Raw genomic sequence first — 22,078 nt, 5'->3', positions numbered from 1 at the left:
GTCGGTTACGTCTGTTATGGGAACAATAGCCGAAAATTCAAGATCTCGGCGCCTGGATAACCCAAAGGCTGAAAAAATCCCCCGGGGGGACACTCACAGTATGCGAGTGTCGCGCCCGCGAGAAAAGCGTGTTTCCACTCGGGAATGGCCCCCAGGCAAAAAAACCCGTTACGGGAACGGGCTTTTTTGAAATATCAGGCTGCCGCGTCGCGGACTTCCCCGCGCTCCGGCTTGTCCGAAGCGGCGGCTTCGTCGGCGTAGATGAGCAATGGCTTGCCCTCGCCTTCGATGGCGTTTTCGTCCAGCACCACGCGCTTGACGTTGCCCTGGGAAGGCAGGTCGTACATGGTGTCGAGCAAGGCCTGCTCGATGATGGAACGCAGGCCGCGGGCGCCCGTCTTGCGCTTGAGCGCCTTGCGAGCGATCGCCTTCAGGGCGGCGGGCCGCACGTCGAGTTCGGCGCCTTCCATGGCGAACAGCTTCTGGAACTGCTTGAGCAAGGCGTTCTTGGGCTCGGTCAGGATCTGCACCAGGGCCGCCTCGTCGAGTTCGTCCAGCGTGGCGACCACCGGCAGGCGGCCGACCAGTTCCGGAATCAGGCCGAACTTGATCAGGTCTTCGGGTTCGACTTCGGAGAACAACTCGCCCACGCCACGCTCGGACTTGGCGCGCACCGAGGCCGAGAAGCCGATGCCCGATTTCTCGGTGCGGTCGCGGATGACTTTTTCCAGCCCGTCGAAGGCGCCGCCGACGATGAACAGGATGTTGGTCGTGTCCACCTGGACGAAGTCCTGGTTGGGGTGCTTGCGTCCGCCCTGCGGCGGCACCGAGGCCACCGTGCCTTCGATCAGCTTCAGCAGCGCCTGCTGCACGCCCTCGCCCGACACGTCGCGGGTGATGGACGGGTTGTCGGACTTGCGGGAGATCTTGTCGATTTCATCGATGTAGATAATGGCGCGCTGCGCCTTTTCCACTTCGTAGTTGCAGTTCTGCAGCAACTTCTGGATGATGTTTTCGACGTCTTCGCCCACGTAGCCGGCTTCGGTCAGCGTGGTGGCGTCGGCCATGACGAACGGCACGTTCAGCATGCGCGCCAGCGTCTGGGCCAGGAGCGTCTTGCCCGACCCGGTGGGGCCGATCAGCATGATGTTGCTCTTGGACAGCTCGACTTCGTCGCCCTTGATCTCGCCGTGGCGGATGCGCTTGTAATGGTTGTAGACCGCCACCGCCAGCATGCGCTTGGGCGAGTTCTGCCCAATGACGTACTGGTCGAGGAAGGTCTTGATTTCGGCCGGAGTGGGCAGTTCGGAACGAATCGCCGCGCGCGCGGTGGCTTGCGCCTCCTCGCGGATGATGTCGTTGCACAGATCTATGCATTCATCGCAGATGAATACCGACGGACCCGCGATCAGCTTGCGGACTTCATGCTGGCTTTTATTGCAAAACGAGCAATGCAGCACTTTTGCGTCTGCCGATCCCTTTTTTTCAGGCATATTTCTTCGTATCTCAGGTAAAGATGCGCCAGGCTGGAAAAAAGCCTAGCGCATGCGCTTACTCAAACATGGTGGCAGCGGGTTCGGATCAACCGGAGGAAGTCAGCCTTCCGAGCGGGAGGTCATCACCTTGTCCACCAGTCCATACGATACCGCATCTTCGGCCGACATGAAGTTGTCACGCTCCGTGTCTATGCCGATGCGCTCCATCGTCTGGCCGGTGTTCGTGGCCAGGATGCGGTTCAGGCGTTCGCGCAGGTCCAGGATTTCGCGGGCCTGGATCTGGATGTCCGAGGCCTGCCCCTGGGCGCCGCCGGAAGGCTGGTGGATCATGATGCGCGAGTTGGGCAGCGTGAAACGCTTGCCCTTCTTGCCCGCCGCCAGCAGGAACGCCCCCATGCTGGCCGCCAGGCCGGTGCACAGGGTGGATACGTCCGGCTTGACGAACTGCATGGTGTCAAAAATGGCCATTCCCGCGTAGACCGACCCGCCGGGCGAGTTGATGTACAGGGAAATGTCCTTGTCAGGATTCTCCGATTCCAGGAACAGCAACTGCGCGACGACCAGGTTGGCCGTGGCATCGTTGACCGGACCCACCAGGAAAATGAGCCGCTCGCGGAGCAAACGCGAATAGATGTCGTAGGCGCGTTCGCCGCGCCCCGACTGCTCGATCACCATGGGAATGTAGCCCAGGCCGGTGGGGGTCACCGACGACCCGCCATTCATTGCCGCATAGAAATCGGTGAATCTCTGCATAGTGTTACGCCATCCCCATCAACTGATCGAAAGGCACCGTTTCGTCGGTGACCTTGGCCTTGTCCAGCACGTGCGCGACGACATTGTCTTCCAGCACGATCGCCTCGATTTCAGCACGACGCTGGCGGTCGGCCAGGTAATAGCTGACAACCTGGGCGGGTTGTTCGTAGTTCTGGGCGAACTCTTCGATGCGCGCGCGCACCTGCTCGGGCTTGGCTTGCAGTTGGGCTTGCTTGACCAGTTCCGACACCAGCAGGCCCAGGCGGACGCGGCGTTCCGATTCGGTCGCGAAGGCTTCGGCCGGGATCGGCACGGATTCGGCGTTCGGGATGCCGCGCTGCTTCAGTTCTTCGCGGGCGGCGGCCACGCGGCCTTGCACGTCGTTGTCGACCAGGGCCTTCGGCACGTCGAACGTGCCGGCTTCGACCAGGGCGTCCATCACGCTGGACTTGGTGCGGCCTTGCGAGCGCACCTTGACTTCGCGCTCGATGTTGCTGCGGATGTCGGCCTTCAGCTTTTCGACGTCGCCTTCGGGCTGGCCGAGCGACTGGGCGAATTCGCTGTTCAGCTCGGGCAGCACGCCTTCGGCCACTTCCTTCACGGTGATCGTGAATTCGGCGGTCTTGCCGGCCACTTCCTTGCCTTGGTAGTCATCGGGGAACTTGAGCGGGAAGACCTTGGTCTCGCCGGCCTTCAGGCCGCGGGCGGCTTCTTCGAATTCCGGCAGCATGCGGCCTTGGCCGAGCACGAACGGGAAGTCTTCCGCCTTGCCGCCTTCGAAGGGCACGCCGTCGATGGTGCCGGCGAAGTCCAGCGTGACGCGGTCGCCGTCGGCCGAAGCGCGGCCTTCGCGGGCTTCGAACGTGGCGCGCTGCTTGCGCAGGACGTCCAGGGTCTTTTCGACTTCGGCGTCGGTGACGGCCGTCTCGAAGCGGGTGACGGCCAGGGCCGACAGGTCGGGCACGGCGACTTCGGGGTACACCTCGAACGTGGCGGTGAACGCCAGCGTGTCGTCGGTGACGCCTTCGGTCTTGGGTTCGAGGTTCGGGGCGCCGGCGACGCGCAGTTTGGCGCCGTCCACGGCCTGCTCGAAGGCACGGCCGACTTGGCTATTGATCACGTCGTAGCGGATGCTGGGACCATGGCTGCGCTCGAGCATGGCGAGCGGCGCCTTGCCCGGACGGAAGCCGGGGACCTTGGCGGTCCGGGCCACGCGCTTCAATTGCGCCTGGACTTCCTTTTCGACGTCGGCCACCGAGACGGCCAGATCAACACGGCGCTCCAGGCCGGAGAGGGTTTCAACCACAGGCTGCATTAAAAGACCTATATTCCGAGAGATAAGAGGTAACGGGCGGATAAACGCGCCATTTTACCGGAAACTTCCGGACCGCTGACGCAAAGGGGCGCGAGCACCCGGATAAGTCCGGATACTCGCGCCCCGTTTTCCGTCCCGCACGGGGAGGAAAAACGCCTGCCGGCGCCTTATTTGGCCTTGGCGATGCGCTCTTCGATGTGCTGGGCGCGCTTGGCCGAAGACGGGTGCGAGCTCATCATATCGCTCTTGCCGCCGTCCAGTTCCGCCAGCTTCTGGAACGCGGTCACCAGGCCGCGGGTGTTCAGCTTCTTGGATTGCAGCAGGTCGAACGAGTAATCGTCGGCCCCGCTTTCCTGCGACTGCGAGAACTGCGCATTGATGAACTTCTCGGTCAGGTCGCCCAACTGCGAGGCGCTCAGGGCGGCAACGGTCGAGCCGCCCGCCGCGCCGGCGGCGTCGCGCGCGGCGGAAACGGTGTAGGCGGTCTGCATCGCCTTCTTGCTGTGGCCCAGCGCCACGTGGCCGATTTCGTGGCCGACCACGCCCATCACTTCGTCGTCGGTCATCATGTCCATCAGGCCGCTATAGACGCGGATGCAGCCGTTGGCCATGGCCCACGCATTGACGTCCTTCGTGATGTAGACCTTGTAGCTGGCCTTCTGGCCGTTCACCGTGCCGCCCAGCGACTTGGCGATCTTCTGCAGGCGGGCGTCGTACTTGCTGCCGGGCGCGGCGATCTTCTCTTGCGAGTCGCTCTGGGCGCAGGCCTTGTCCGACAGGGCCTTGATTTCGGCGTCGCTCAAGGTGGCGGCCTGGACGACCTTGCTGCCGGCGCCCACCAATCCCCCGATGTCCAACGCATGCGAGGCGGAATAAGGGGCAAGCGCAACGGCCAACGCGGCAACGGCGTAGCGGATCTTCATGGGAACAAACTCCTCTTGACTGGCTCCATGCCAACGAGGCGGCAATTCTATATATGGCCAATGCGCTCTGAACGTTTCGGCACAGAGTTTCGCAAATGCCAGTTTTCCTTACAGAAAACCCCGGCAAATCCCCCGCGATCGTGCTAGCGGCCGCGCCGCGGCGACGATTCCCGCCACGAAAAAATGATGCCGGCGGCCACACGGCATTGATAGAATTGCGCCCGCCTTTTTTTCGCACATACCCTACGGCTCGCACCCACAATGATCCCTGACACCCCTCCCCGCCTTGGCCTGCTGCCCGGCCTGATCTTCAGTTCCCGCTGGCTGCAACTGCCCCTGTACCTGGGCCTGATCGTCGCGCAAGGCGTCTACGTCATGCTGTTCCTGAAAGAGCTGTGGCATCTGCTGACGCACGCCACGAGCTTCGGGGAAATGGAGATCATGCTGCTGGTGCTGGGCCTGATCGACGTGGTCATGATCTCGAACCTGCTGGTCATGGTGATCGTGGGCGGCTACGAGACCTTCGTGTCCCGCCTGCGCCTGCAAGGCCACCCTGACCAGCCGGAGTGGCTCAGCCACGTGAACGCCAGCGTGCTCAAGGTCAAGCTGGCGATGGCCATCATCGGGATCTCGTCGATCCACCTGCTGCGCACCTTCATCGAAGCCGGCACGCTGGGCACGCCCAACGCCCGCTTCTCCGAGGCCGGCGTCATGTGGCAGACCATCATCCACGGCCTGTTCATCGTCTCGGCGCTGGGCATCGCACTGGTGGACAAGCTCTCCACCCCGGCCAGCCACGCCAAACACTAAAAAAAAAGGTTAGAGGCTCCCACACCGCGCAAAAAAAGCCCCCACACGCAAAATGTGTGGGGGCTTTTTTATGGGTAGGGCGCCGGGCTGGCCCGGAGCGCTGCCCGGCTCGGATCAGGCCGCGACCTTGATGTTCTTTGCGCTCGGCCCCTTCGGGCCGGTGCCGACGTCGAACGTGACGCGCTGGTTTTCCTGCAGCGACTTGTAGCCTTCGCTGCGGATCTCGGAGTAGTGAGCGAAAAGATCCTTGCTGCCGTCGTCGGGCATGATGAAGCCATAACCCTTTTCGGCGTTGAACCACTTAACGATGCCGGTTGCCATGGAGTGTCCTTGACCTATGAAAAGCGATTGCTCGCGGGGCGCCAGATCATCAAGGATGGGAGAGGAAGCAACCGCAGTACCACTGACGGCGACAAGAGAAACGCAGACCGCGTCGCTTGAAAATCTCGCTGAACCCAGTGTATTGGCGAACCTCGAAAATCGTCAAATATGCGTCCGTCCCATTGCACGCGGACTACGGAAAACGATGGCGCCAAGCCATGCCGGCGCCAAATGCTTTCAAGTTGCCAAGCACCGATACAGAAGGATACCCAATGCCCTGCCCGCCCTTCCTAGCCGGCGAACCCGCCGGTTTCCAGGAATTCCTGTTCGGCCTGGCTCGTCTGCCGGCCCAGCGCGGCGTTGCGGTGGGGGAAGCGCCCGAAGCGCTTGATGATGTCGCGATGCAGGACCGCCCAGCGCAGCGAGTCCGCGTCCAGGGGCTCCATCAGGGCGACGGCGCGGTTCTGCGCGACCAGGTTCTCGGCATGCTCGAAAGGCAGATAGAAAAACTGGCGCAGCCGCGGATCCACGGCCAGGTCGTGCCCGGCCGCGATGGCGCGGTCGGCGAAGTACTGCGCCAGGGGATCGGTGGCGAACATGTGCGCCGTGTCCCGGTAGGCATTGCGGGGGAACTGGTCCAGCAGGATCATCAGCGCCAGCGCGCCGTCGGCATCGTCCAGCCAGCCGTCCAATCGGCGCGCCGCGGCCGCAAAATGCGCGCCTTCGAAGCGCTCGCGGAACATGGCGTCGAACCCGGCGTTCTTGGTGAACCACTGCTGCGGCCCCGCATCGAGCCAGAACGAGACGACGTCCTGCGGTTGCGTGGCGAGCGACGAAGGAAAAAGAGAGGTCATGGCGGCGCAATCCTGCTGAAGGTGGCCGGCGATGGCATAACGGCCTGCCGCCGGAATAGCCAGAGAATACCGCGTGAATAGGGATTACCCCATACCTCGGATCCGCCACGGCAAAAAAACAAAAAATGCCCCCACGCTGCGCACGCTACGCGCGCTTGCTGCCCCCCAAGGGGGCGTTTTTGTCTTGGGGCGGCCCGGCGACAAAAATGCCCGCACGCCGCGCACGCTACGCGCGCTTGCTGCCCCCCCAAGGGGGCGTTTTTGTCTTGGGGCGGCCCGGCGACAAAAAATGCCCCCACGCTGCGCACGCTACGCGCGCTTGCTGCCCCCCGAGGGAGCGTTTTGTCTTGGGGCGGTCCGGCAACAAAAAAAGCCCCGCGAGGGGGCTTTTTTCTCGAAAACTCAGGACCTTACAGGACCTGGATCTTCGTGGCTTGCGGGCCCTTGGGGCCATTGGCCGTCACAAAGCTGACGCGCTGGTTCTCTTCCAGGGACTTGAAGCCCGAACCCTGAATTTCGGAGAAGTGAGCGAACAGATCCTTACCACCCGCTTCCGGGGTGATGAAGCCATAGCCTTTTTCCGAGTTGAACCACTTAACGACGCCGGTTTCCATACTGTATTTCCTAGAGATAATGGGCAAATGCCCGGAGGTCACGAATCAATCAAGGAGGGGACAGTAGAACAATAACGCTGAGCCGGAAAAGGCACGGCACTGAACGAAAATCGCAACGCTTGTGATCGTGTGCCGACACTATCGTTAGGTTCCCCTCACAAGTCAACATAATCCTAAAAAATGCGTGCCAATAATGCAACAAAGAGAAACGGCGCACTGAATTCACACGATTTCATAGGCAATAAGAAGTCCTGCATAGGTGTTAACACCCACACATCATAAAAAAACAATCAAGGCTTATATAAATGCCGCCTGCCCGCGTACGATCCTTCATACGCCGTTTGGGCTAGCACTTTGGTTTGCCGCCAGGCTTACTCGTCGATAGGTAAACCCAGCAGGTCGAGCGCCGCGCCGAAAGCATCGGGACCCGAGCAAAGGAAAACCGCCACGTCGCCGGGATTCATATTTTCCAGGACCTGGTCGATTTGTTCTTGCGCATTATCAACATCGTCGACATTCGCGGCGTGTATATCCGCCCCGGCCTCGACCTTTGCGCGCGGCACGATGTCTGCGATCGCATTCAGATCGGTCACGCCCACGACCACGTAGACGCTTATGCTTTCGCCATCCAGCGTGGTGTGCAGTTCAACGCCGCCCGCCACGTCGGCAATCTGCCGACTTACTATTTCCATGTTCCATCTTCCTAGATTCGCGGGCAAGGCCCGCCTGGGCACGCACCGCGCAGGTGCACACGCACGCCCAGGCGCGACTATAACAGCCTTCGACTAATGCTTCCTGACATTCGGTCCGAGCGACTTGCGGGCCGCGCCCGAGGTCGCCGCGACGCTGCGCCTGCGCACGCCGGCGGCCTCGAGCACGCCGGCCAGCGGCTTCTGCGCGGCCAGGAAGGCATCTTTTTCGTCGTCCGCGAGCTTGCAGATGAACATCTGGGCCAGCAACTGGGTGCGCCTTGCCTTGCGGTTGCTGGCTTCGTGGGCCAGCCATTCGCCGATCCACGCCGCGGCCGCCTCGGCGCTGCCCTGCAGCTTGACGTGGCCCAGCAGGTCGAACACGGTCACGCCGTCGATGCGTTCGTCGGCGCCGCGCGAAAGAAAAAGCTTGGCGGCCTGGCCGGAGTAGCCGGGGACCAGCGCCAGGCAATCGCGTTCTGCGGGTTTCTTCATGGTGTCTGCATATGTCGGTTATCGAGAACCCTGGACTGTAACCCGGGCGCGCGGCCTGTCGCGTCGGCGCCATGGAACTCTGCTATCGTCGCCCTATCCTTTCCCTACATGGTGGACATCATGCAACGCGATTTCGATCTGGTCGTCACGATCCTGGGCGCCCTGCGCGACGCGCCGGGCCCCAACCTGAGCACGCACGACATCAAGAACGCAGCCCTGGCGCCGCATCCCGAGGAACAGGGCCTGCAATTGATCGCGCACCACCTGGATCTGCTGGAGGACGCCGGACTGGTCAAGCAGGTGAGCGAAACCGCCGCGAACGCGGGGGCGACGCGCTGGCGCATCACCTGGAAGGGCTATGACGCCCTGGAGCAGGACGAAGACGACGACGAAGACGAGGACTTCGACGCGGAAGAATGACGCGCCTGGCGGCTCAGCGGCGCCGCAGGATGCGCCGCGTGAGCAGCGACGCCGCGGTGCCGATCACCAGGCTGAACATGAAGGCGGCGATCGACAGCATCGCCGACAGATCGCCGAAGCCGCCTCGGCGCGACAGCACGAACACCGCCACGAAGACCGCCGCCGCAAGCGCGGCGACGCCCGCGAGCGCATGCTTGACGGAGCGCAGGCGGCCGCAGAGCGAGCCGCCGGCCAGGGCCACCGCCACCATCGCGGCCATGGACCAGAACAGGTATTCGTACTGCATGCGAACGATCTCCCCCGAAGGCATTGAGGCGCACGCATTATAGGCGCGGGCCATGGGCGGCGCCCGCCCGCGGCCGGCTCCGGCGGGAATCAGAAGCGGAAGCTGTAGCCGATGTTCGCGGTGACTTCCTGGCTGACGCTCGCGCCGCGGCCGTACTGTAGATCCACGAAGGCCCGATGGCGTCCCGACGCCACCGCCACGCCGCCGCCCAGTTGCCAGCGGTTTCCAGGCAGCGCCACGTCGTAGCTCGAATCGCCGAAACCCACCGTGTCGTCGTGCGAGAACTGCTTCAAATACGACACCTTGGCGTAGGGCTGCAGCGTGCCGCCGCCGGCCAGGCCGAAGTCGCGCCCCGCGCGCAGGCCGGCCCGCCCCTCGATCGAGGTCTGGCTGCTGCGGCTGTAGATGCCCTGAAGCTGCGGCTCGATGAACCACCGGTCCGCCAGGCGCCAGTGATAGCCGAGTTCCACGCTGCCGCTGTAGGTCGTGTGAGACACGCCGTCGGAATAAGTGCCGCGGTTCAGGGGCAGATCGAACCGCACGTCCTGGTCGATCCGGCCTACCTTGTTGACGACGTCGACATACAGGCCGTTGTCGTGGACGTACGACAGATAGATGCCCGCATAGCGGCTGTCGATCTTTCCGCGCGTGCCGTATTCCGCGTTCTGTTCGGACTGCGACAGCCCGGCGAACGCCCCCAGGTAGACCTTGGCCGAGCTGGCGGTCCAGGCGTAATCCGCGCCGACCGAGATGGCGCTCGCGTCCTGGTCGAACCGGCTGGCGTTGGCCGTTTCGACCTTGTAATTGCTGCCCGTGCCGCGCACCCAGAGGCCGCCCTTGTCCGGCATGTTGCGCAATTCGCCCTGGCGCTGGCCCACCGTTCCGAGTTCGGTGTCCAGAAGCAGGATGGACGCGGTCTGCCCCAGCGCGACGGCGTTGGCGCCGCGGGCCTCGACTTCCTTGCGGTATTCCGCCTGGGCCGCTTTCAGCGCGGCGATCTGGGCGGCATTCGAGGCGGGCGGCGGCGCCGCCGCGGCGCCCTGCCAAGGGGCAAGGCACGCGGCCGCAAGCGCCAGGGCCGTGGCGCGCCGGGAAAAGGGCAAAGCAGGCAAGGACGGAATGGGCCGTGCCATGCGGAAAGGCGGTTGGAAGGTCATACGGCGTCCAGCGAGGTTCACGATTTTCTACTTTCTATACAAAATACAATTCAAATTGTATAAGCAGAGCCGGAACCCGAGACCCGGATATGAGCCGTTTGTTGGCCGCTATTTCAACGCTAAGTACATGGAACCATGGATAAATTCCATGATATAGGCGTGCAGGCGCCGTTGCCGCCGCGCTCCAGCGCGGCGGTTTTGGCCTGATGGTCGGAAAAATCTTGCTACCTAACTTCGGCTATAAGAAACGTGATATTTCTTATTGAAACGGTCAGCCCAGGGCGATCGCGCTGATCTCCACCAGCGCCCCGTGGTGCAGTTCGCGCGTGGGCACGATCGCGCGCGCGGGGCGGTGCCCGCCGAAGCACTGCTCGTAGACCCGGTTGACTTCGTCCCAGAGCCCCACGTCGGGGATGTACACCGTCACGCTGGCGACGGCGGCGAGCGACGAGCCGGCCGCTTCCAGGATCTCCCTCAGGTTGCGCAGCGCCTCCCGCGCCTGGCCGGCCGCGCCGCTGGCGAGCGCGGGCCGCTCGCCGGGCGCCGCGGGCGGCAGGAACCCCAACTGCCCCGAGACGAATACGAAGCCGTTGGCGCGCACCGCCTGCGAATAATGGCCCGCTGGCGGCGTGGCCTTGTGCGTATGGATCATTTCCATGCCTGCATCCTCGTAAAGCGCGCCCTACCAGCCGCGGAATCGTTCCCAGCGGGCCACCACCCCGGGCGCCCCGGGGCGCACGACTTCATAGGCATCGTGCTGCGCGCAGGTGGCGCAGGCGTGATTGGGCACGATCCGCAGCTTCGCGCCCAGCGGCAGGTCGGGCAGGACGGCGCCGCTGCCGGGACGCACTTTGATAATGCCCTGCTCCTGGTTGGTCTCGGCCAGCAACACGTCGGGATAGACCTTGCCGTCCGCGTCGCAGACCAGGCCATATAGCTGGTCCACCCGCTGTCTGGCGGTCCCCCGGTCGCGCGACATGGCCATCCATCCGGCGTCGACCAGTATCCATCCCTTGTCGGGCTGATGGCCGATCACGGTCGTCAATACGGTGGCCGCGATGTCGTCCACCGAGCATACGCCCAGCCCCGCCATGACCAGGTCGAAGAATACGTACACGCCGGCGCGGACTTCCGTCACGCCTTCCAGGCTGCGCGCGAAATGGGCCGTGGGCGTGGACCCCACGCTGACCACCGGGCACGGCAGGCCGGCCGCGCGGATGGCCTGGGCGCAGGTGACGGCGGCCAGGCGCTCCTGTTCGGCCATGTCGGCGATCGCCTCGACGCTGTCGCAGCCGTAGGATTCGCCGGCATGCGTCATGACCCCGCGCAGGCACGCGCCCTCCTGGTGCAGCGCGCGCGCAATGGCCAGCAATTGTCCGGTGTCGCCGGGCTGCACGCCCGCGCGGTGGCCGTCGCAATCGATTTCGATCAAGGCGGGAATGGCGTCGCCGGCCTCCCGGGCCCGCCGCGCCACCGCAATCGCCGCGTCGATGCTGTCGACCACCACCGTGAGGTCGACGCCGCGCCGGCGCAGCGCCAGAACGCGGTCCAGTTTGGCGGGCGACACGCCGACGGCGTACAGCAGGTCCGTGACGCCGGCCGCCGCGAACTGCTCGGCTTCCTGCAGCGTGGAAACGGCCGCGGGCCCCTGCGGCGTGGACATGAGGCGGCGGGCGATTTCGATGGATTTGGGCGTCTTCAGGTGGGGACGCAATTGCACGCCGTGCCCCGCGATCAAGGCGTTCAGGCGTTCGATGTTGCGCGTCATGCGGGTTTCGTCCAGCAGCAGGCAGGGCGTGTCCAGGGTGTCCACGGTGGACGGGGCGGCGGTCGCTTCGGTCATGGGGGCCTCGGTATGGCGTATCGCGGAAGGACGCCGGATCGCCCGGCGTCCGCATGGACGGAGTATGGCGCAGCGCCCGCCCCGCGTGTTTAATGGCTGCTTAATCATCGATTAAGGCAAGCCTGAATGATTACCACCGACGACCTGCGCTTCTTCCTGAGCCTGGCGGCCACCCGCTCGCTGGCGGAGGCGGCGCGCGCGCTCGACGTGACGCCGCCGGCCGTCACGCAGCGGCTGCATGCGCTGGAAAAGCGGCTGGGCGTGAGGCTGGTCAACCGGTCCGGGCGCGGCACGGCGCTGACCGACGAAGGCAGGCTGCTGGCGCTGCGGGCGGAGCAGATCTGCGGCGAACTGGGCGATCTCGCGGATGAGCTGGCGGGCAGGCGCGGCGTGGTGGCGGGCCACCTGCGCGTCATCGCCCCGCTGGGCTTCGGCCAGCGCTACGTCGCGGGCCTGGTCGCGGAATTCCGCCAGCACAGCGAAAACGTCACGGCCAGCCTCCTGCTTTCCGACGGCCCGCCCCGGCTTGCCGCCGACGACTGGGACGTCATGGTGCATATCGGCGAACTGCGCGATTCGACGCTGGTCGCCTACCCGCTGGCGCCTAATCGCCGGGTCCTGTGCGCGTCGCCCGCCTACCTGGCGCGCCGCGGCGCCCCCGCCAAGCCGGAAGACCTGCGAGGGCACGACTGCATCGCCCTGCGCGAAAACGACGAAGACGTGACCTTGTGGCGGTTCAAGCAGGGCCGCGGCCCCGCCGTCGGCGTGCGCGTGTCCCCGGTGCTGTCGAGCAACGCCGGCGAAACCGCCGTGGAATGGGCGCTGGCCGGACACGGCATCATCGTGCGCTCGGAATGGGACGTGGCGGCGCACGTGGACGCGCGCCGGCTGGTGCCCCTGCTGGCCGGCTGGAGCCTGCCGCAGGCGAACATCGTGGCCCTGGTCAAGTCGCGGCAGGAACTTCCCGCGCGGACCGCGGGGTTCCTGGCCCACCTGCGCGCGGCCTTCTCCACGCCTCCCTGGCGCGACAAGCCCTAGGGCCTGCCCGGCTCAGCAGTCCAGCATGGCCTCGGCTTCGATCTCGATCAGCCATTCCGGCAGCGACAGGCCGCTGACCACGATCCAGGACGACGGCGGCGGGTCTTTCCTGAAACGGTCGCGCAGCGCCTGGGCGATCACTTCCTGGTCTTCCCGCGCCGTCTCGCAAATATAGATGCGCAGCATGATCACCTGCGCCAGCGTGCCGCCCGCCGCGGCAAGCACGCGTTCGACGTTGTCCAGCGCCGCCGCGGTCTGCTCTTGCAGCCCGGGCCCCACCGTGAGCGCGCTGGCGTCGACGCCCACCTGCCCGGACAACAGCATGCGCCGCTGCCCCGTGACGATCACGGCCTGGCTGAAACCATATTGCACGGAGTCGAACACGGTATCGGGGTTGATGACGGTCCTGGACATGGCCTGCTCCTGATGGTGCGCCGATCCGCCATTCTATCCGCGCGTCCCCTCAGGCGCCGACGCGCCCGGCGCCGCGGCGGCGCGCCGCCGGCAAGGCGGCCAGCAGCACGACCGCCCCCGCGCCCACGGCCGTCCAGAAGCCCGCGCGCACGCCATGATGGTCGACCACCCAGCCCGCCAGCGCCGCCCCCGCCGCGACGCCTGCGCCCAGCCCCGTGACCAGCCAGGTCAATCCTTCCGTCAGGCGGTGTTCCGGCACATGGCTTTCCACCAGGGCCATCGCGATGATCATCGTCGGCGCGAACGACAGGCCGGCCAGCAATACCCCCAGGGACAGCCCCAGCAGATCGCTCACCAGCAGCAGGGGAACCGTCGTGAACGCCGTCACGGCGGCGGCGACGGCCAGTTGGCGCGCGAGCGGCGCCTGGAACTTCAGGACGCCGAACACCAGGCCCGCCACGCAGGAGCCCAGCGCATAGGCGGACAGCACGAGGCTGGCGCCGGCGGGCATGTCTTGCTGCCGGGCGAAGGCGACGCTCAGAACGTCGATGGTGCCGACGATCACGCCCATGGCCGCCATCATCGCCAGCAGGGACCGCATGAGGGTCATGCGCAGCACCGACGCCTCGCGTCCCTGCCGCCCGGCCCGCACCGCGGGCGCCGTGGCCCGCTGCAGCACGAAGGCCGTGACGCCGGCCGCCAGCAGCAGCGCCGCCGTCAGCGGACCCGCTTCGGGGAAAAACACGACGCTCAGGCCCACGGACAGCGGCGGCCCGACGATGAAGCTCAGTTCGTCGGCCACCGACTCCAGCGCATAGGCCGTGCGCAACTCCGGCCTGTCGCGAAAAATCTCCGTCCACCGCGCGCGTATCATCGCGGGCATGCTGGGCAGGCTGCCCGCCAGCGCGGCGCAGACGAACAGCGCCCAGTCCGGCGCATGCCACCGCACGCAGGCGGCCAGGCCGGCCAGCGCCAGCACGCACAGGCCCGCCGCCACGGGCAGCACCCTGCCCTGGCCGTGCCGGTCGACCAGGCGCGAAATGCGGGGCGCGAGCAAGGCCGTGGCCAGCGCGAAGGTCGCCGCCACGGCGCCCGCCAGGGTGTAGGCGCCGCGCACGTCGGACAGCATCGTGATGATGCCGATGCCTATCATCGGCAAGGGCAGGCGCGCGATCGCCCCGGCCAGCACGAAACCGATGGCGCCAGGCGCCCTGAACAGCTCGCGATACGGATTGGACACCTGGAACCTTTGGATCGTGTGGACAACGGAATCGTATTCACATACATTACGTATGTCAATTTACATACGCCCCGTATGTCCCAGGAGGACGACATGCCCCGTTCCCGCGCCGAGATGATCGAAACCACTCGCGCAAAATTGCTGGCCGCCGCCCGGCGGGCCTTCCAGCAGGCGGGCTACGCGGCGACGTCCATGGACGACTTCACGGCCGCGGCCGGCCTGACGCGCGGCGCCTTGTATCACCATTTCGGCGGCAAGCAAGGCCTGCTGGCCGCGGTGGTCGAACAGATCGACGGCGAAATGGACCAGCGCCTGGATGCGGTTTCCGCGCGGGCGCCCGACGCCTGGACCGCCTTGCGCGAGCGGTGCCGCGCCTACCTCCAGATGGCGGCGGAGCCGGAGATCCGGCGCATCGTGCTGCAGGACGCGCGGGCCGTGCTGGGCCCCGCTCCCGACGCCGACCAGCGGCGGTGCCTCGCGTCGCTGGGCGCGCTGCTGCGGCGGGTAATGGACGAGAACGCCATCGAAGGGGCGGCGCCTTCGGCGCTTGCCCGGCTGATCAGCGGCAGCCTGTCCGAAAGCGCCTTCTGGATCGCCGAGGACCCCGAGGACGGATCGCGGCTGGCGCAGGCGCTGCAGGCGCTGGACCTGCTGCTGCGCGGCCTGCGGCGGCAATGAAGTCTCCGCCGCAGCGCGCCGGAATCCGCCAAAGGGGGTATGGAAGCGCGGGGGGGCATTTGCTACGCTGGCCTTACCTGGAGAGGGTCCGGCCATGAACAACAGAATCCGCGTGCTGTGCGTCCAGCCATCGTCGTTCTCGGCGCGTTTCGCGTTCCTGGCGATCGCCCTGCGGTGGACGCTGGGCGCGACGCCCCGCCCCGCCCGGCTCCTGATCGGACCCCACGATCTCGAACCGATGGGTTCCGAGGCCGAGTTCTGGCGCTTCGCCCTGCGGCACCTCGTTTCCAGCCGGTCCATCCTGGTCACCCGCGGCGATCACTGGGACGTGACGGCGTCGGTGGACGGCGACGAGGTCCGCGCCTTCGGGCGCAAGTTCGCGCTGCGGCACTGCCTCTTCTGAAACGGCGGGTTCCGATACGCCCTATGCGCCGAACGGACGCTTGCGGTGGTACATCGCCATTTCCTCGGCGGTCCAGCGCTGCCGCGCCTCTTCCTGGCAACAGGTGCGGAAAACCAGCGCGCCCACGTCCAGGAACCGCCTGATGTCCGCGTCCGACAACTTGGCCTGCACGTCCATCAGGCAATCCGCATAGGCGGAAAGAATGCCATCCCAGCGGTCGAATCTGCCCGGCGCGACGGGCTGCGTGATCATGCGCGCCATCATTTCACTATGGTCCATGCTCTGTCCCTCTCGGACGCCCCGCCGTTGCCGCGAGCGACGGCGTTCAGGCCGCGCGATCCAGCAGCAAGCGCCGTGCCCGCCGGATCGCCCCGGTGCCGCGCAAGCCGCTCTTCAACGCGAGGAGCCCTGGCGCGGCGCGGAAGGAGCATCCTGCGCGCGGCCGCGCAGCAGCGCGTCGGGATAGGCCTGCAGATAATCCGACAGCTCCCGCAGCGACCTGGCCGCGCGCGCCAGCTCCTGCAAGGCCGCGTCCGCGCTCGCCGGCAGATCGGCGTCGGGGCTGAGCACGCCCCCGACCGCGGCCAGCGATCGGCTGGCCTGCCGCAGCATGGCCTGCGCCTCCGGCGCCAGGCGGGTATCCAGGCGCTTCACCAGGCTGGCCGTGCCGCGCAGCAGATTGTTCAGTTCCGCGCCCAGCGCGTCGAACGGCACCCGGTCCAGCTTCACCAGGATGCTGTTGACCTGCTGTTGCAACTGGTCCAGGTTGTTCGGGACCGTCGGAATCAACGGCGTGTCCTCCATCTTGAACGACACCGGCTTGGCGTCCGGGAACATCGCCATGGCGACGTACAACTGGCCGGTCAGCAGATTGCCGATGCGCAGTTGCGCCCGCATGCCCTGTTCGATCATCGAGGTCAGCAGTTTTCCGCTGGGATGCTCCAGCGAAGATCCGGAATATTCCTTGATCTCGCCCATGGTCTTGGCGCCCAGGCGCTCGAGATAGAGCGTGGCTCCCACCACCGCATAGAAGCGGTTGGTCGTCCGGTCCAGCTCCAGGCCGATGGAATCCACCTGCCCGATGGCGGCGCCGTAGCTGTCGATGGGGGCCCCGACCACCAGGCCGCGGACCGATTGGTCGAAGCGCATGCGGATGCGCAGCGGCACGCCGTCCGGTTGCGCCCGCGCGGCGCCCTCGGACGGGAAGATGACGAATTCCGCGTCGGCCTTGGCCGCCACGCGTTCGCGCTGTTCGATCGTATCGAAGGCGACGCCCCCCACGATCACCGACAGCAGGGACTGCGAACGCATCTGCAGGCCGCGCGCGTCGACGCTGAAATCCACGCCGCTGGCGTTCCAGAACCGCGTGGCGCGGTTGACGTAGGCGTCATTGGGCGCGTCGATGAACACCTGCACGTCGACGCCCTCGCCGGTGCCGTCCAGGCGATAGCCCACCACCTGCCCCACCGGGATGCGCCGGTAGTACACGGGCGACCCGACGTCCAGCGAGCCCAGGTCGCGGGCCTTGAGCGTAAAGCGCTTGCCCGCCCGGTCCTGCGTCACCTCGGGCGGGATTTCCAGGCCCACGAAGGCGGACTTGGACGCGAGGCGCGCGTCTTGCCTGCCGCCGAGGGCGGCCGGATCCATGCCGATGTAGGCCCCGGACAGCAAGGTGCCCAGGCCGGACACGCCGCTCAGGGTAAGGCGGGGCCGCACCACCCAGAACTGGGTGCCTTCCTGCAGCAGGCCGCTCGCGTCCTTGTCGAGCCGCACCGTCACGATGACGCCGGAGCGGTCGGGATTGAGGGCCACGCGCTCCACGAGGCCGACGTTGACCTCCTTGTAGCGCACTTGGGTCTTGCCGGCCTCCAGCCCTTCGGCGGTCTGGAAACTGATGGTGGCCGTGGGGCCCGCGTCCATCCAGACGCGCACCACCAGGAACAACCCGCCCAAGGCCGCAATGACGGGCACCAGCCAAATCCACGACAGGCGGCGCCCCTTGCGCCTTGCGACAGGCGCATGGGCGGAGGCAGGGCCAGGCTCAGGCATAGAGGACGTCCTCTGTTGTAGCCATCCAGACACGAGGGCAGGATCCTGCCCAAGAATCGCGCCCCGCCGTCCGGCGCGCAAGTAAGGGAATTCCCGATACGGCCGCGCGGCGCGCCCGGCAAGGCCAGGCATTCACAGGTAGGATAGGCGTCCCAGAAAACAGGAAGTGTCCGTGACTATCGAAATCCGCCCCGCCGCCCCTTCGGATGCGGCCCAGATCAATGCCTTCATTACCGAGCTTGCCGTGTACGAGCGCGCCGCCCACGAGGTGATCGCCAGCGCCGACGACGTCCGGCGCACCCTGTTCGCCGAGGGCGCGCCGGCCAGGGCGCTGATGTGCCTGCTGGACGGCAAGGCCATCGGCTACGCCGTCTATTTCTACAGCTATTCGACCTGGCTGGGCAAGAACGGCATCTACCTGGAAGACCTGTACATCACGCCGGAGCACCGCGGCATCGGCGCCGGCCGCGACCTGCTGCGCCATCTGGCGCAAGACGCGGTGGCCAAGGGTTGCGGACGGCTGGAATGGAGCGTGCTGGACTGGAACACGCCCGCCATCGACTTCTACCGGTCGATCGGGGCGTTGCCGCAGGATGAATGGGTGCGCTACCGCCTCGCCGGAGACGCGTTGCAGAACTTCGCGCAAGGCCGGCGCTGACGGCCGGCGCCGGATCAGAACTCCGGCAGGTCGAACAGCGTATGCAAGGTGGAACTGGGGACGGGCACTGACGCGAGATGCTCGCGCCCGTCGTCGTCGACCAGCACGCGCACCGGGCGCGACGCCACGCTCATACCGTCCAGGCTGATGGCGGTCTCGACCTCCGCCCCGCCCTTGATGAGTTCGATGACCTCGGACGCCGCCGCCGTCACCGGCTCGGTGACCCACCCCGGCACTCCGCGTTCGGCCTGGCCCCAGCGCACATAGGCCACGTGCCCGCTGACGGGCTCTTTTCGAACGGCGACGATCACGTACAAAGACATCCAGGCCTCCCTAATGTTTGCCTGGATCGTATAACAACTCGACGCAGCCGTTATGACCGCCGGGGTCAGGGTTCGATGTCGATCGGAGCAAAGGATTTCACCAAGTCGTCCAGCCGCTTGAGCTGGGTCAGGAAGGGCTCCAGCTTGTCCAGCGGCAAGGCGCTGGGGCCGTCGCATTTCGCGTTCCTGGGATCGGGATGGGCCTCCAGGAACAAGCCCGCCAGCCCCACCGCCATGCCGGCGCGCGCCAGTTCGGCCACCTGCTCGCGGCGGCCGCCGGACGCGGCATCCAGCGCCGAACGCTGCTGCAGGGCGTGCGTCACGTCGAAAATCAGCGGACGGCCGCCGGACACCTTCTTCATCACGCCGAACCCCAGCATGTCCACGACCAGGTTGTCGTAGCCGAAGCAGGTGCCGCGGTCGCACAGGATGAGCTTGTCGTTGCCGGCCTCGGTGAACTTCTCGACGATGTTCAGCACCTGGCCCGGGCTGAGGAACTGCGGCTTCTTGATGTTGATCACGCGCTGCGTCTTGGCCAGCGCGACCACCAGGTCCGTCTGCCGGGCCAGAAAGGCGGGCAACTGCAGGATGTCGGCGACCTCGGCCACCGGAGCGGCCTGCCAGGGTTCATGCACGTCGGTGATGACCGGCACGCCGAAGGTGCTCTTGACCGCTTCGAAGATCCTCATGCCCTCTTCCAGCCCCGGGCCGCGGTAGGAATGGATGGAGGAACGGTTGGCCTTGTCGAAGGATGCCTTGAAAACGTAGGGGATGCCCAGCTTGCGCGTCACGCGCTGGTATTCCTCGCAGGCGCGCAGGGCCAGATCCCGGGATTCCAGCACGTTGATGCCGCCGAACAGCACGAAGGGACGATCGTTCGCGCAGTTGATCGAGGGGGAAATAACGACTTCTGGGGCGGTCATGGCGGGTGAATCCTGTAGAAATGAAGCAGGTGACAGTGCGTAATGTACAACCTGCCCGCCCGCGCATCGCTCTCCGCGCCGTCCCTCCCGGGCTCAGCGGCTTGAAAGCATGCGGCGCAGCACCCCGTCGCGCAGGAAGTAATGGTGGAAAAGCCCCGCCAGCGCATGCAGGAGGGCCAGGATCACGATCGTCCACGCCACGGTGTTGTGCAGCCCGCCGATGAAATGGCGGCGCTCGCGGTCGATGGCGATCAGGGTGGGCACGTCGAACAGGCCGAAGAAGGCGAAGGGCTCGCCTTGCGCCCAGCGGAACAGGAAGCCCAGCACGATCTGCGCCGCCATCAGCGCGTACAGCAGCCCGTGCGCGCCCGTGCTGGCGATGCGGAACCAGCCGGTGGTGGCCGGCGGCAGGCGCCTGCCCGCGCTCAGGCGCCAGGCCGCGCGCAGCACGAACACGGCGGCGAACAGCAGCCCGAACGAAATGTGCAGCGATTGCAGCAGGCGCCGCGTGGGCGTGCCGCGCGGCAGGAACCCCCAGGCCTCCGCCAGCGCGAACAGGCCGACCACCAGGAGGGCCGTCAGCCAGTGGAAAACGATGGTGGCCCGGTCATAGTGCGCAAGAGCGGCCGGCGCGGCGGCGGAGGAAGAAGTGGTCACAGGCTGAGCTCGAAATCCGGAGTACGGCCTGCAAGCGTATTGAGATCGGACTTACGGCGTCCTGATTGCCCGGGAATCAGGCATTGCCGGTATCGGACGTCCAGCTCGCCGAAAACGTCTGCGGCAGCAGGCTCAGGCTGCCCACCAGCTTTTCCACCCGCTCGTCTTCCTGGCGCATGGAATAGACCACCGCGGTCACCTCCGAGCGGCCGCCGTCGCGCTGCTGGCTTTCCACGCCGCGCAGGCGCAGGCTGTGCTTGCCCAGGGCGTTCAGCAGCTCCGCCCGCATCAGGGCTTCGTCGGCCGACGCGCAGGTCAGGGCGATGTTGTAGTAGCGCTCTTCCGTTTCCGCGTCGGGCACGTAGCGGTCCATCAGCCTGGCGCCGCTGCGCAACAGCACGTTGGTCACCAGGATCAGCGAGGTCACCGCGCCGGATTCGGCCAGGAATCCGTAGCCGGCCAGCACGCCCACGGCGCCGGTGGCCCAGATGGTGGCCGCGGCGCTCAGGCCCCGGATGGTCAGGCCGTCCCGCATGATCAGGCCGGCTCCCAGAAAGCCGATGCCCGTCACGACCTGGCTGCCCAGGCGCATGTCGCTGCTGGCGCCCAGCAACGCGGGCAAGGCGGTGTAGGCGGCCGCGCCCAGGGCGACCAGGGCGTGCGTGACGACGCCCGCGTAGTTCTGCCGCCACTGGCGCTCGAGGCCGACGGCGGCGCCGAGCAGCATGGCGAGCGTGAGGTGGATGGCGATGGAGAATTGGCTCATGGGACGCTGCGTGTTTCTTGTTCTTCCCGGAGGGGCCCGGAGAGCCGCCGCCCGCGCGGTCGGCTCAGCCCTATTATCGCCCGCTCCCCGGAAACGCCCCGTTTTCGCCCGCCTTGCGCCCCCGCGCCCCCGCCCTAGGCGTTTTCCTTCGCGGGATCGCTCACCAGCCGGTAGGCGATGGCGCCGATGATGGCGCCGGCGATGGGCGCCACCCAGAACAGCCACAGTTGCTCCAGCGCCCAGCCGCCCACGAACAGCGCGGGCCCGGTGGAACGGGCCGGATTGACCGACGTGTTCGTGACCGGGATGCTGATCAAATGGATGAGGGTGAGCGCCAGTCCGATCGGGATCCCCGCGAAACCGGCGGGCGCGCGCTTGCTGGTGGCGCCCAGGATCACGAACAGGAACCCCGCGGTCAGCACGATTTCCGCCACCAGCGCGGATGCCATCGAATACTTGCCGGGCGAATACGCGCCATAGCCGTTGGCCGCGAAATGGCTGCCCTTGAGGTCGAACCCCAGCTTGCCGCTCGCGATGCACGCCAGGACCGCCGCCGCCGCGATCGCGCCCAGGACCTGGACGATGACGTAGGGCACGATTTCCCTGGCCGGAAAACGGCCGCCCGCCACCAGGCCCACCGTGACCGCCGGGTTGAAATGCCCCCCGGAAATATGGCCCACCGCGAACACCATCGTCAGCACCGTCAGGCCGAAAGCCAGCGCCACGCCGGCGAAGCCGATGCCCAGTTCCGGAAAACCGGCCGCCAGCACCGCGGAGCCGCAGCCGCCCAATACCAGCCAGAACGTGCCGAAGAACTCCGCGCCACAGCGTTTCGATAGCGAATACATTTCAACCCCCGAAAAACGAAAATCCAACGGTATCGCGAGGCGGGGACGGCGACGTTAAAGCAATGCAAATCTTGACATTCCTTGTGCGCGGCCAGGCGCGGGCAT

General features: G+C 66.2%; 28 protein-coding genes. 6 read left to right on the top strand and 22 right to left on the bottom strand.

Translation table 11 applies throughout. The annotated features are described in order from the left end of the window. Positions 1-194: 194 nt before the first annotated feature. The 4 genes from clpX to loiP form a co-directional block, all read right to left on the bottom strand. Positions 195-1,493 carry an ATP-dependent Clp protease ATP-binding subunit ClpX gene (clpX, locus tag AVE30378_RS04100; protein ID WP_129239490.1) on the bottom strand — a complete coding sequence of 433 codons (1,299 nt, stop codon included), beginning with the start codon at positions 1,491-1,493 and terminating at the stop codon, positions 195-197. A gap of 102 nt (positions 1,494-1,595) precedes the next feature. Next, positions 1,596-2,249: an ATP-dependent Clp endopeptidase proteolytic subunit ClpP gene (clpP, locus tag AVE30378_RS04095; RefSeq protein ID WP_129239489.1), complete on the bottom strand. Its 654-nt coding sequence runs from the start codon at positions 2,247-2,249 to the stop codon at positions 1,596-1,598. A gap of 4 nt (positions 2,250-2,253) precedes the next feature. Then, positions 2,254-3,564 carry a trigger factor gene (gene tig / locus AVE30378_RS04090; RefSeq protein WP_129239488.1) on the bottom strand — a complete coding sequence of 437 codons (1,311 nt, stop codon included), beginning with the start codon at positions 3,562-3,564 and terminating at the stop codon, positions 2,254-2,256. Between the two features lie 167 nt (positions 3,565-3,731). After that, positions 3,732-4,487, bottom strand: coding sequence for a metalloprotease LoiP (gene loiP / locus AVE30378_RS04085; RefSeq protein ID WP_129239487.1), 756 nt, complete (start codon positions 4,485-4,487; stop codon positions 3,732-3,734). A gap of 261 nt (positions 4,488-4,748) precedes the next feature. On the opposite strand from loiP, the gene AVE30378_RS04080 reads away from it, so the two are divergent. Then, positions 4,749-5,297 carry a TIGR00645 family protein gene (locus AVE30378_RS04080; RefSeq protein ID WP_129239486.1) on the top strand — a complete coding sequence of 183 codons (549 nt, stop codon included), beginning with the start codon at positions 4,749-4,751 and terminating at the stop codon, positions 5,295-5,297. A 114-nt stretch (positions 5,298-5,411) separates the two neighbouring features. Here the strand turns inward: AVE30378_RS04080 and AVE30378_RS04075 are convergent, their stop codons facing one another. The 5 genes from AVE30378_RS04075 to AVE30378_RS04055 form a co-directional block, all read right to left on the bottom strand. Further along, the gene (locus tag AVE30378_RS04075; protein ID WP_042794090.1) at positions 5,412-5,618 is read right to left on the bottom strand and encodes a cold-shock protein; all 207 of its coding nucleotides are present in this window, start codon (positions 5,616-5,618) and stop codon (positions 5,412-5,414) included. Between the two features lie 290 nt (positions 5,619-5,908). Next, positions 5,909-6,472 (bottom strand): DUF924 family protein, encoded by a 564-nt coding sequence (locus AVE30378_RS04070; protein WP_129239485.1) that lies wholly within the window; start codon positions 6,470-6,472, stop codon positions 5,909-5,911. Positions 6,473-6,882: 410 nt separating this feature from the next. Continuing rightward, positions 6,883-7,086, bottom strand: a complete 204-nt coding sequence (locus AVE30378_RS04065) for a cold-shock protein (RefSeq protein ID WP_006220190.1) — start codon at positions 7,084-7,086, stop codon at positions 6,883-6,885. Between the two features lie 371 nt (positions 7,087-7,457). Next, the gene (locus AVE30378_RS04060) at positions 7,458-7,778 is read right to left on the bottom strand and encodes a hypothetical protein (protein WP_129239484.1); all 321 of its coding nucleotides are present in this window, start codon (positions 7,776-7,778) and stop codon (positions 7,458-7,460) included. A gap of 93 nt (positions 7,779-7,871) precedes the next feature. Continuing rightward, on the bottom strand, positions 7,872-8,270 hold the full coding sequence (locus AVE30378_RS04055; protein ID WP_129239483.1) for a hypothetical protein: 399 nt from the start codon (positions 8,268-8,270) through the stop codon (positions 7,872-7,874). Positions 8,271-8,390: 120 nt separating this feature from the next. Here AVE30378_RS04055 and AVE30378_RS04050 point away from each other — a divergent pair, with 120 nt between their 5' ends. Further along, complete coding sequence (locus AVE30378_RS04050) at positions 8,391-8,690, top strand: DUF2513 domain-containing protein (protein WP_129239482.1); 300 nt, start codon at positions 8,391-8,393, stop codon at positions 8,688-8,690. A gap of 13 nt (positions 8,691-8,703) precedes the next feature. On the opposite strand, the gene AVE30378_RS04045 is transcribed toward AVE30378_RS04050, so the two are convergent. From AVE30378_RS04045 to AVE30378_RS04030, 4 genes are all read right to left on the bottom strand, one after another. Continuing rightward, on the bottom strand, positions 8,704-8,976 hold the full coding sequence (locus AVE30378_RS04045; protein ID WP_129239481.1) for a hypothetical protein: 273 nt from the start codon (positions 8,974-8,976) through the stop codon (positions 8,704-8,706). Positions 8,977-9,065: 89 nt separating this feature from the next. Then, on the bottom strand, positions 9,066-10,133 hold the full coding sequence (locus AVE30378_RS04040) for an autotransporter outer membrane beta-barrel domain-containing protein (protein WP_129239480.1): 1,068 nt from the start codon (positions 10,131-10,133) through the stop codon (positions 9,066-9,068). A 271-nt stretch (positions 10,134-10,404) separates the two neighbouring features. Next, the gene (locus AVE30378_RS04035) at positions 10,405-10,791 is read right to left on the bottom strand and encodes a RidA family protein (protein WP_129239479.1); all 387 of its coding nucleotides are present in this window, start codon (positions 10,789-10,791) and stop codon (positions 10,405-10,407) included. Between the two features lie 24 nt (positions 10,792-10,815). After that, complete coding sequence (locus AVE30378_RS04030) at positions 10,816-11,976, bottom strand: DSD1 family PLP-dependent enzyme (protein WP_129239478.1); 1,161 nt, start codon at positions 11,974-11,976, stop codon at positions 10,816-10,818. 126 nt (positions 11,977-12,102) lie between these two features. On the opposite strand from AVE30378_RS04030, the gene AVE30378_RS04025 reads away from it, so the two are divergent. Then, positions 12,103-13,014, top strand: coding sequence for a LysR family transcriptional regulator (locus tag AVE30378_RS04025; protein ID WP_129239477.1), 912 nt, complete (start codon positions 12,103-12,105; stop codon positions 13,012-13,014). A gap of 12 nt (positions 13,015-13,026) precedes the next feature. Here AVE30378_RS04025 and AVE30378_RS04020 read toward each other — a convergent pair whose 3' ends face one another. Next, positions 13,027-13,428: a RidA family protein gene (locus AVE30378_RS04020; RefSeq protein WP_129239476.1), complete on the bottom strand. Its 402-nt coding sequence runs from the start codon at positions 13,426-13,428 to the stop codon at positions 13,027-13,029. 49 nt (positions 13,429-13,477) lie between these two features. Continuing rightward, positions 13,478-14,668, bottom strand: a complete 1,191-nt coding sequence (locus AVE30378_RS04015) for an MFS transporter (protein WP_129239475.1) — start codon at positions 14,666-14,668, stop codon at positions 13,478-13,480. A gap of 93 nt (positions 14,669-14,761) precedes the next feature. Here AVE30378_RS04015 and AVE30378_RS04010 point away from each other — a divergent pair, with 93 nt between their 5' ends. Continuing rightward, on the top strand, positions 14,762-15,346 hold the full coding sequence (locus tag AVE30378_RS04010) for a TetR/AcrR family transcriptional regulator (RefSeq protein ID WP_129239474.1): 585 nt from the start codon (positions 14,762-14,764) through the stop codon (positions 15,344-15,346). Positions 15,347-15,440: 94 nt separating this feature from the next. After that, positions 15,441-15,749, top strand: coding sequence for a hypothetical protein (locus AVE30378_RS04005; protein WP_129239473.1), 309 nt, complete (start codon positions 15,441-15,443; stop codon positions 15,747-15,749). 21 nt (positions 15,750-15,770) lie between these two features. Here the strand turns inward: AVE30378_RS04005 and AVE30378_RS04000 are convergent, their stop codons facing one another. Further along, positions 15,771-16,028, bottom strand: a complete 258-nt coding sequence (locus AVE30378_RS04000; protein ID WP_129239472.1) for a hypothetical protein — start codon at positions 16,026-16,028, stop codon at positions 15,771-15,773. A 114-nt stretch (positions 16,029-16,142) separates the two neighbouring features. Beyond that, positions 16,143-17,798 (bottom strand): PqiB family protein, encoded by a 1,656-nt coding sequence (locus tag AVE30378_RS03995; RefSeq protein ID WP_129239471.1) that lies wholly within the window; start codon positions 17,796-17,798, stop codon positions 16,143-16,145. 172 nt (positions 17,799-17,970) lie between these two features. Here AVE30378_RS03995 and AVE30378_RS03990 point away from each other — a divergent pair, with 172 nt between their 5' ends. Then, complete coding sequence (locus AVE30378_RS03990) at positions 17,971-18,456, top strand: GNAT family N-acetyltransferase (protein WP_129239470.1); 486 nt, start codon at positions 17,971-17,973, stop codon at positions 18,454-18,456. A 14-nt stretch (positions 18,457-18,470) separates the two neighbouring features. Here the strand turns inward: AVE30378_RS03990 and AVE30378_RS03985 are convergent, their stop codons facing one another. From AVE30378_RS03985 to aqpZ, 5 genes are all read right to left on the bottom strand, one after another. Further along, positions 18,471-18,779: a carbohydrate isomerase gene (locus tag AVE30378_RS03985; RefSeq protein WP_129239469.1), complete on the bottom strand. Its 309-nt coding sequence runs from the start codon at positions 18,777-18,779 to the stop codon at positions 18,471-18,473. Positions 18,780-18,844: 65 nt separating this feature from the next. Then, positions 18,845-19,702 (bottom strand): 3-deoxy-8-phosphooctulonate synthase, encoded by an 858-nt coding sequence (gene kdsA / locus AVE30378_RS03980; protein WP_129239468.1) that lies wholly within the window; start codon positions 19,700-19,702, stop codon positions 18,845-18,847. A 93-nt stretch (positions 19,703-19,795) separates the two neighbouring features. Further along, positions 19,796-20,359 (bottom strand): cytochrome b, encoded by a 564-nt coding sequence (locus tag AVE30378_RS03975; RefSeq protein WP_129239467.1) that lies wholly within the window; start codon positions 20,357-20,359, stop codon positions 19,796-19,798. 76 nt (positions 20,360-20,435) lie between these two features. Further along, the gene (locus AVE30378_RS03970; RefSeq protein ID WP_129239466.1) at positions 20,436-21,125 is read right to left on the bottom strand and encodes an MgtC/SapB family protein; all 690 of its coding nucleotides are present in this window, start codon (positions 21,123-21,125) and stop codon (positions 20,436-20,438) included. A gap of 134 nt (positions 21,126-21,259) precedes the next feature. Continuing rightward, on the bottom strand, positions 21,260-21,973 hold the full coding sequence (aqpZ, locus tag AVE30378_RS03965) for an aquaporin Z (RefSeq protein WP_129239465.1): 714 nt from the start codon (positions 21,971-21,973) through the stop codon (positions 21,260-21,262). Positions 21,974-22,078 lie beyond the last annotated feature (105 nt).

The organism is Achromobacter veterisilvae (genome assembly GCF_900496975.1).
GTDB lineage: Bacteria > Pseudomonadota > Gammaproteobacteria > Burkholderiales > Burkholderiaceae_B > Achromobacter > Achromobacter veterisilvae.
The sequence above is the reverse complement of the archived record's forward strand: the minus strand, read 5'-3'. Positions and strand labels throughout refer to the sequence as shown.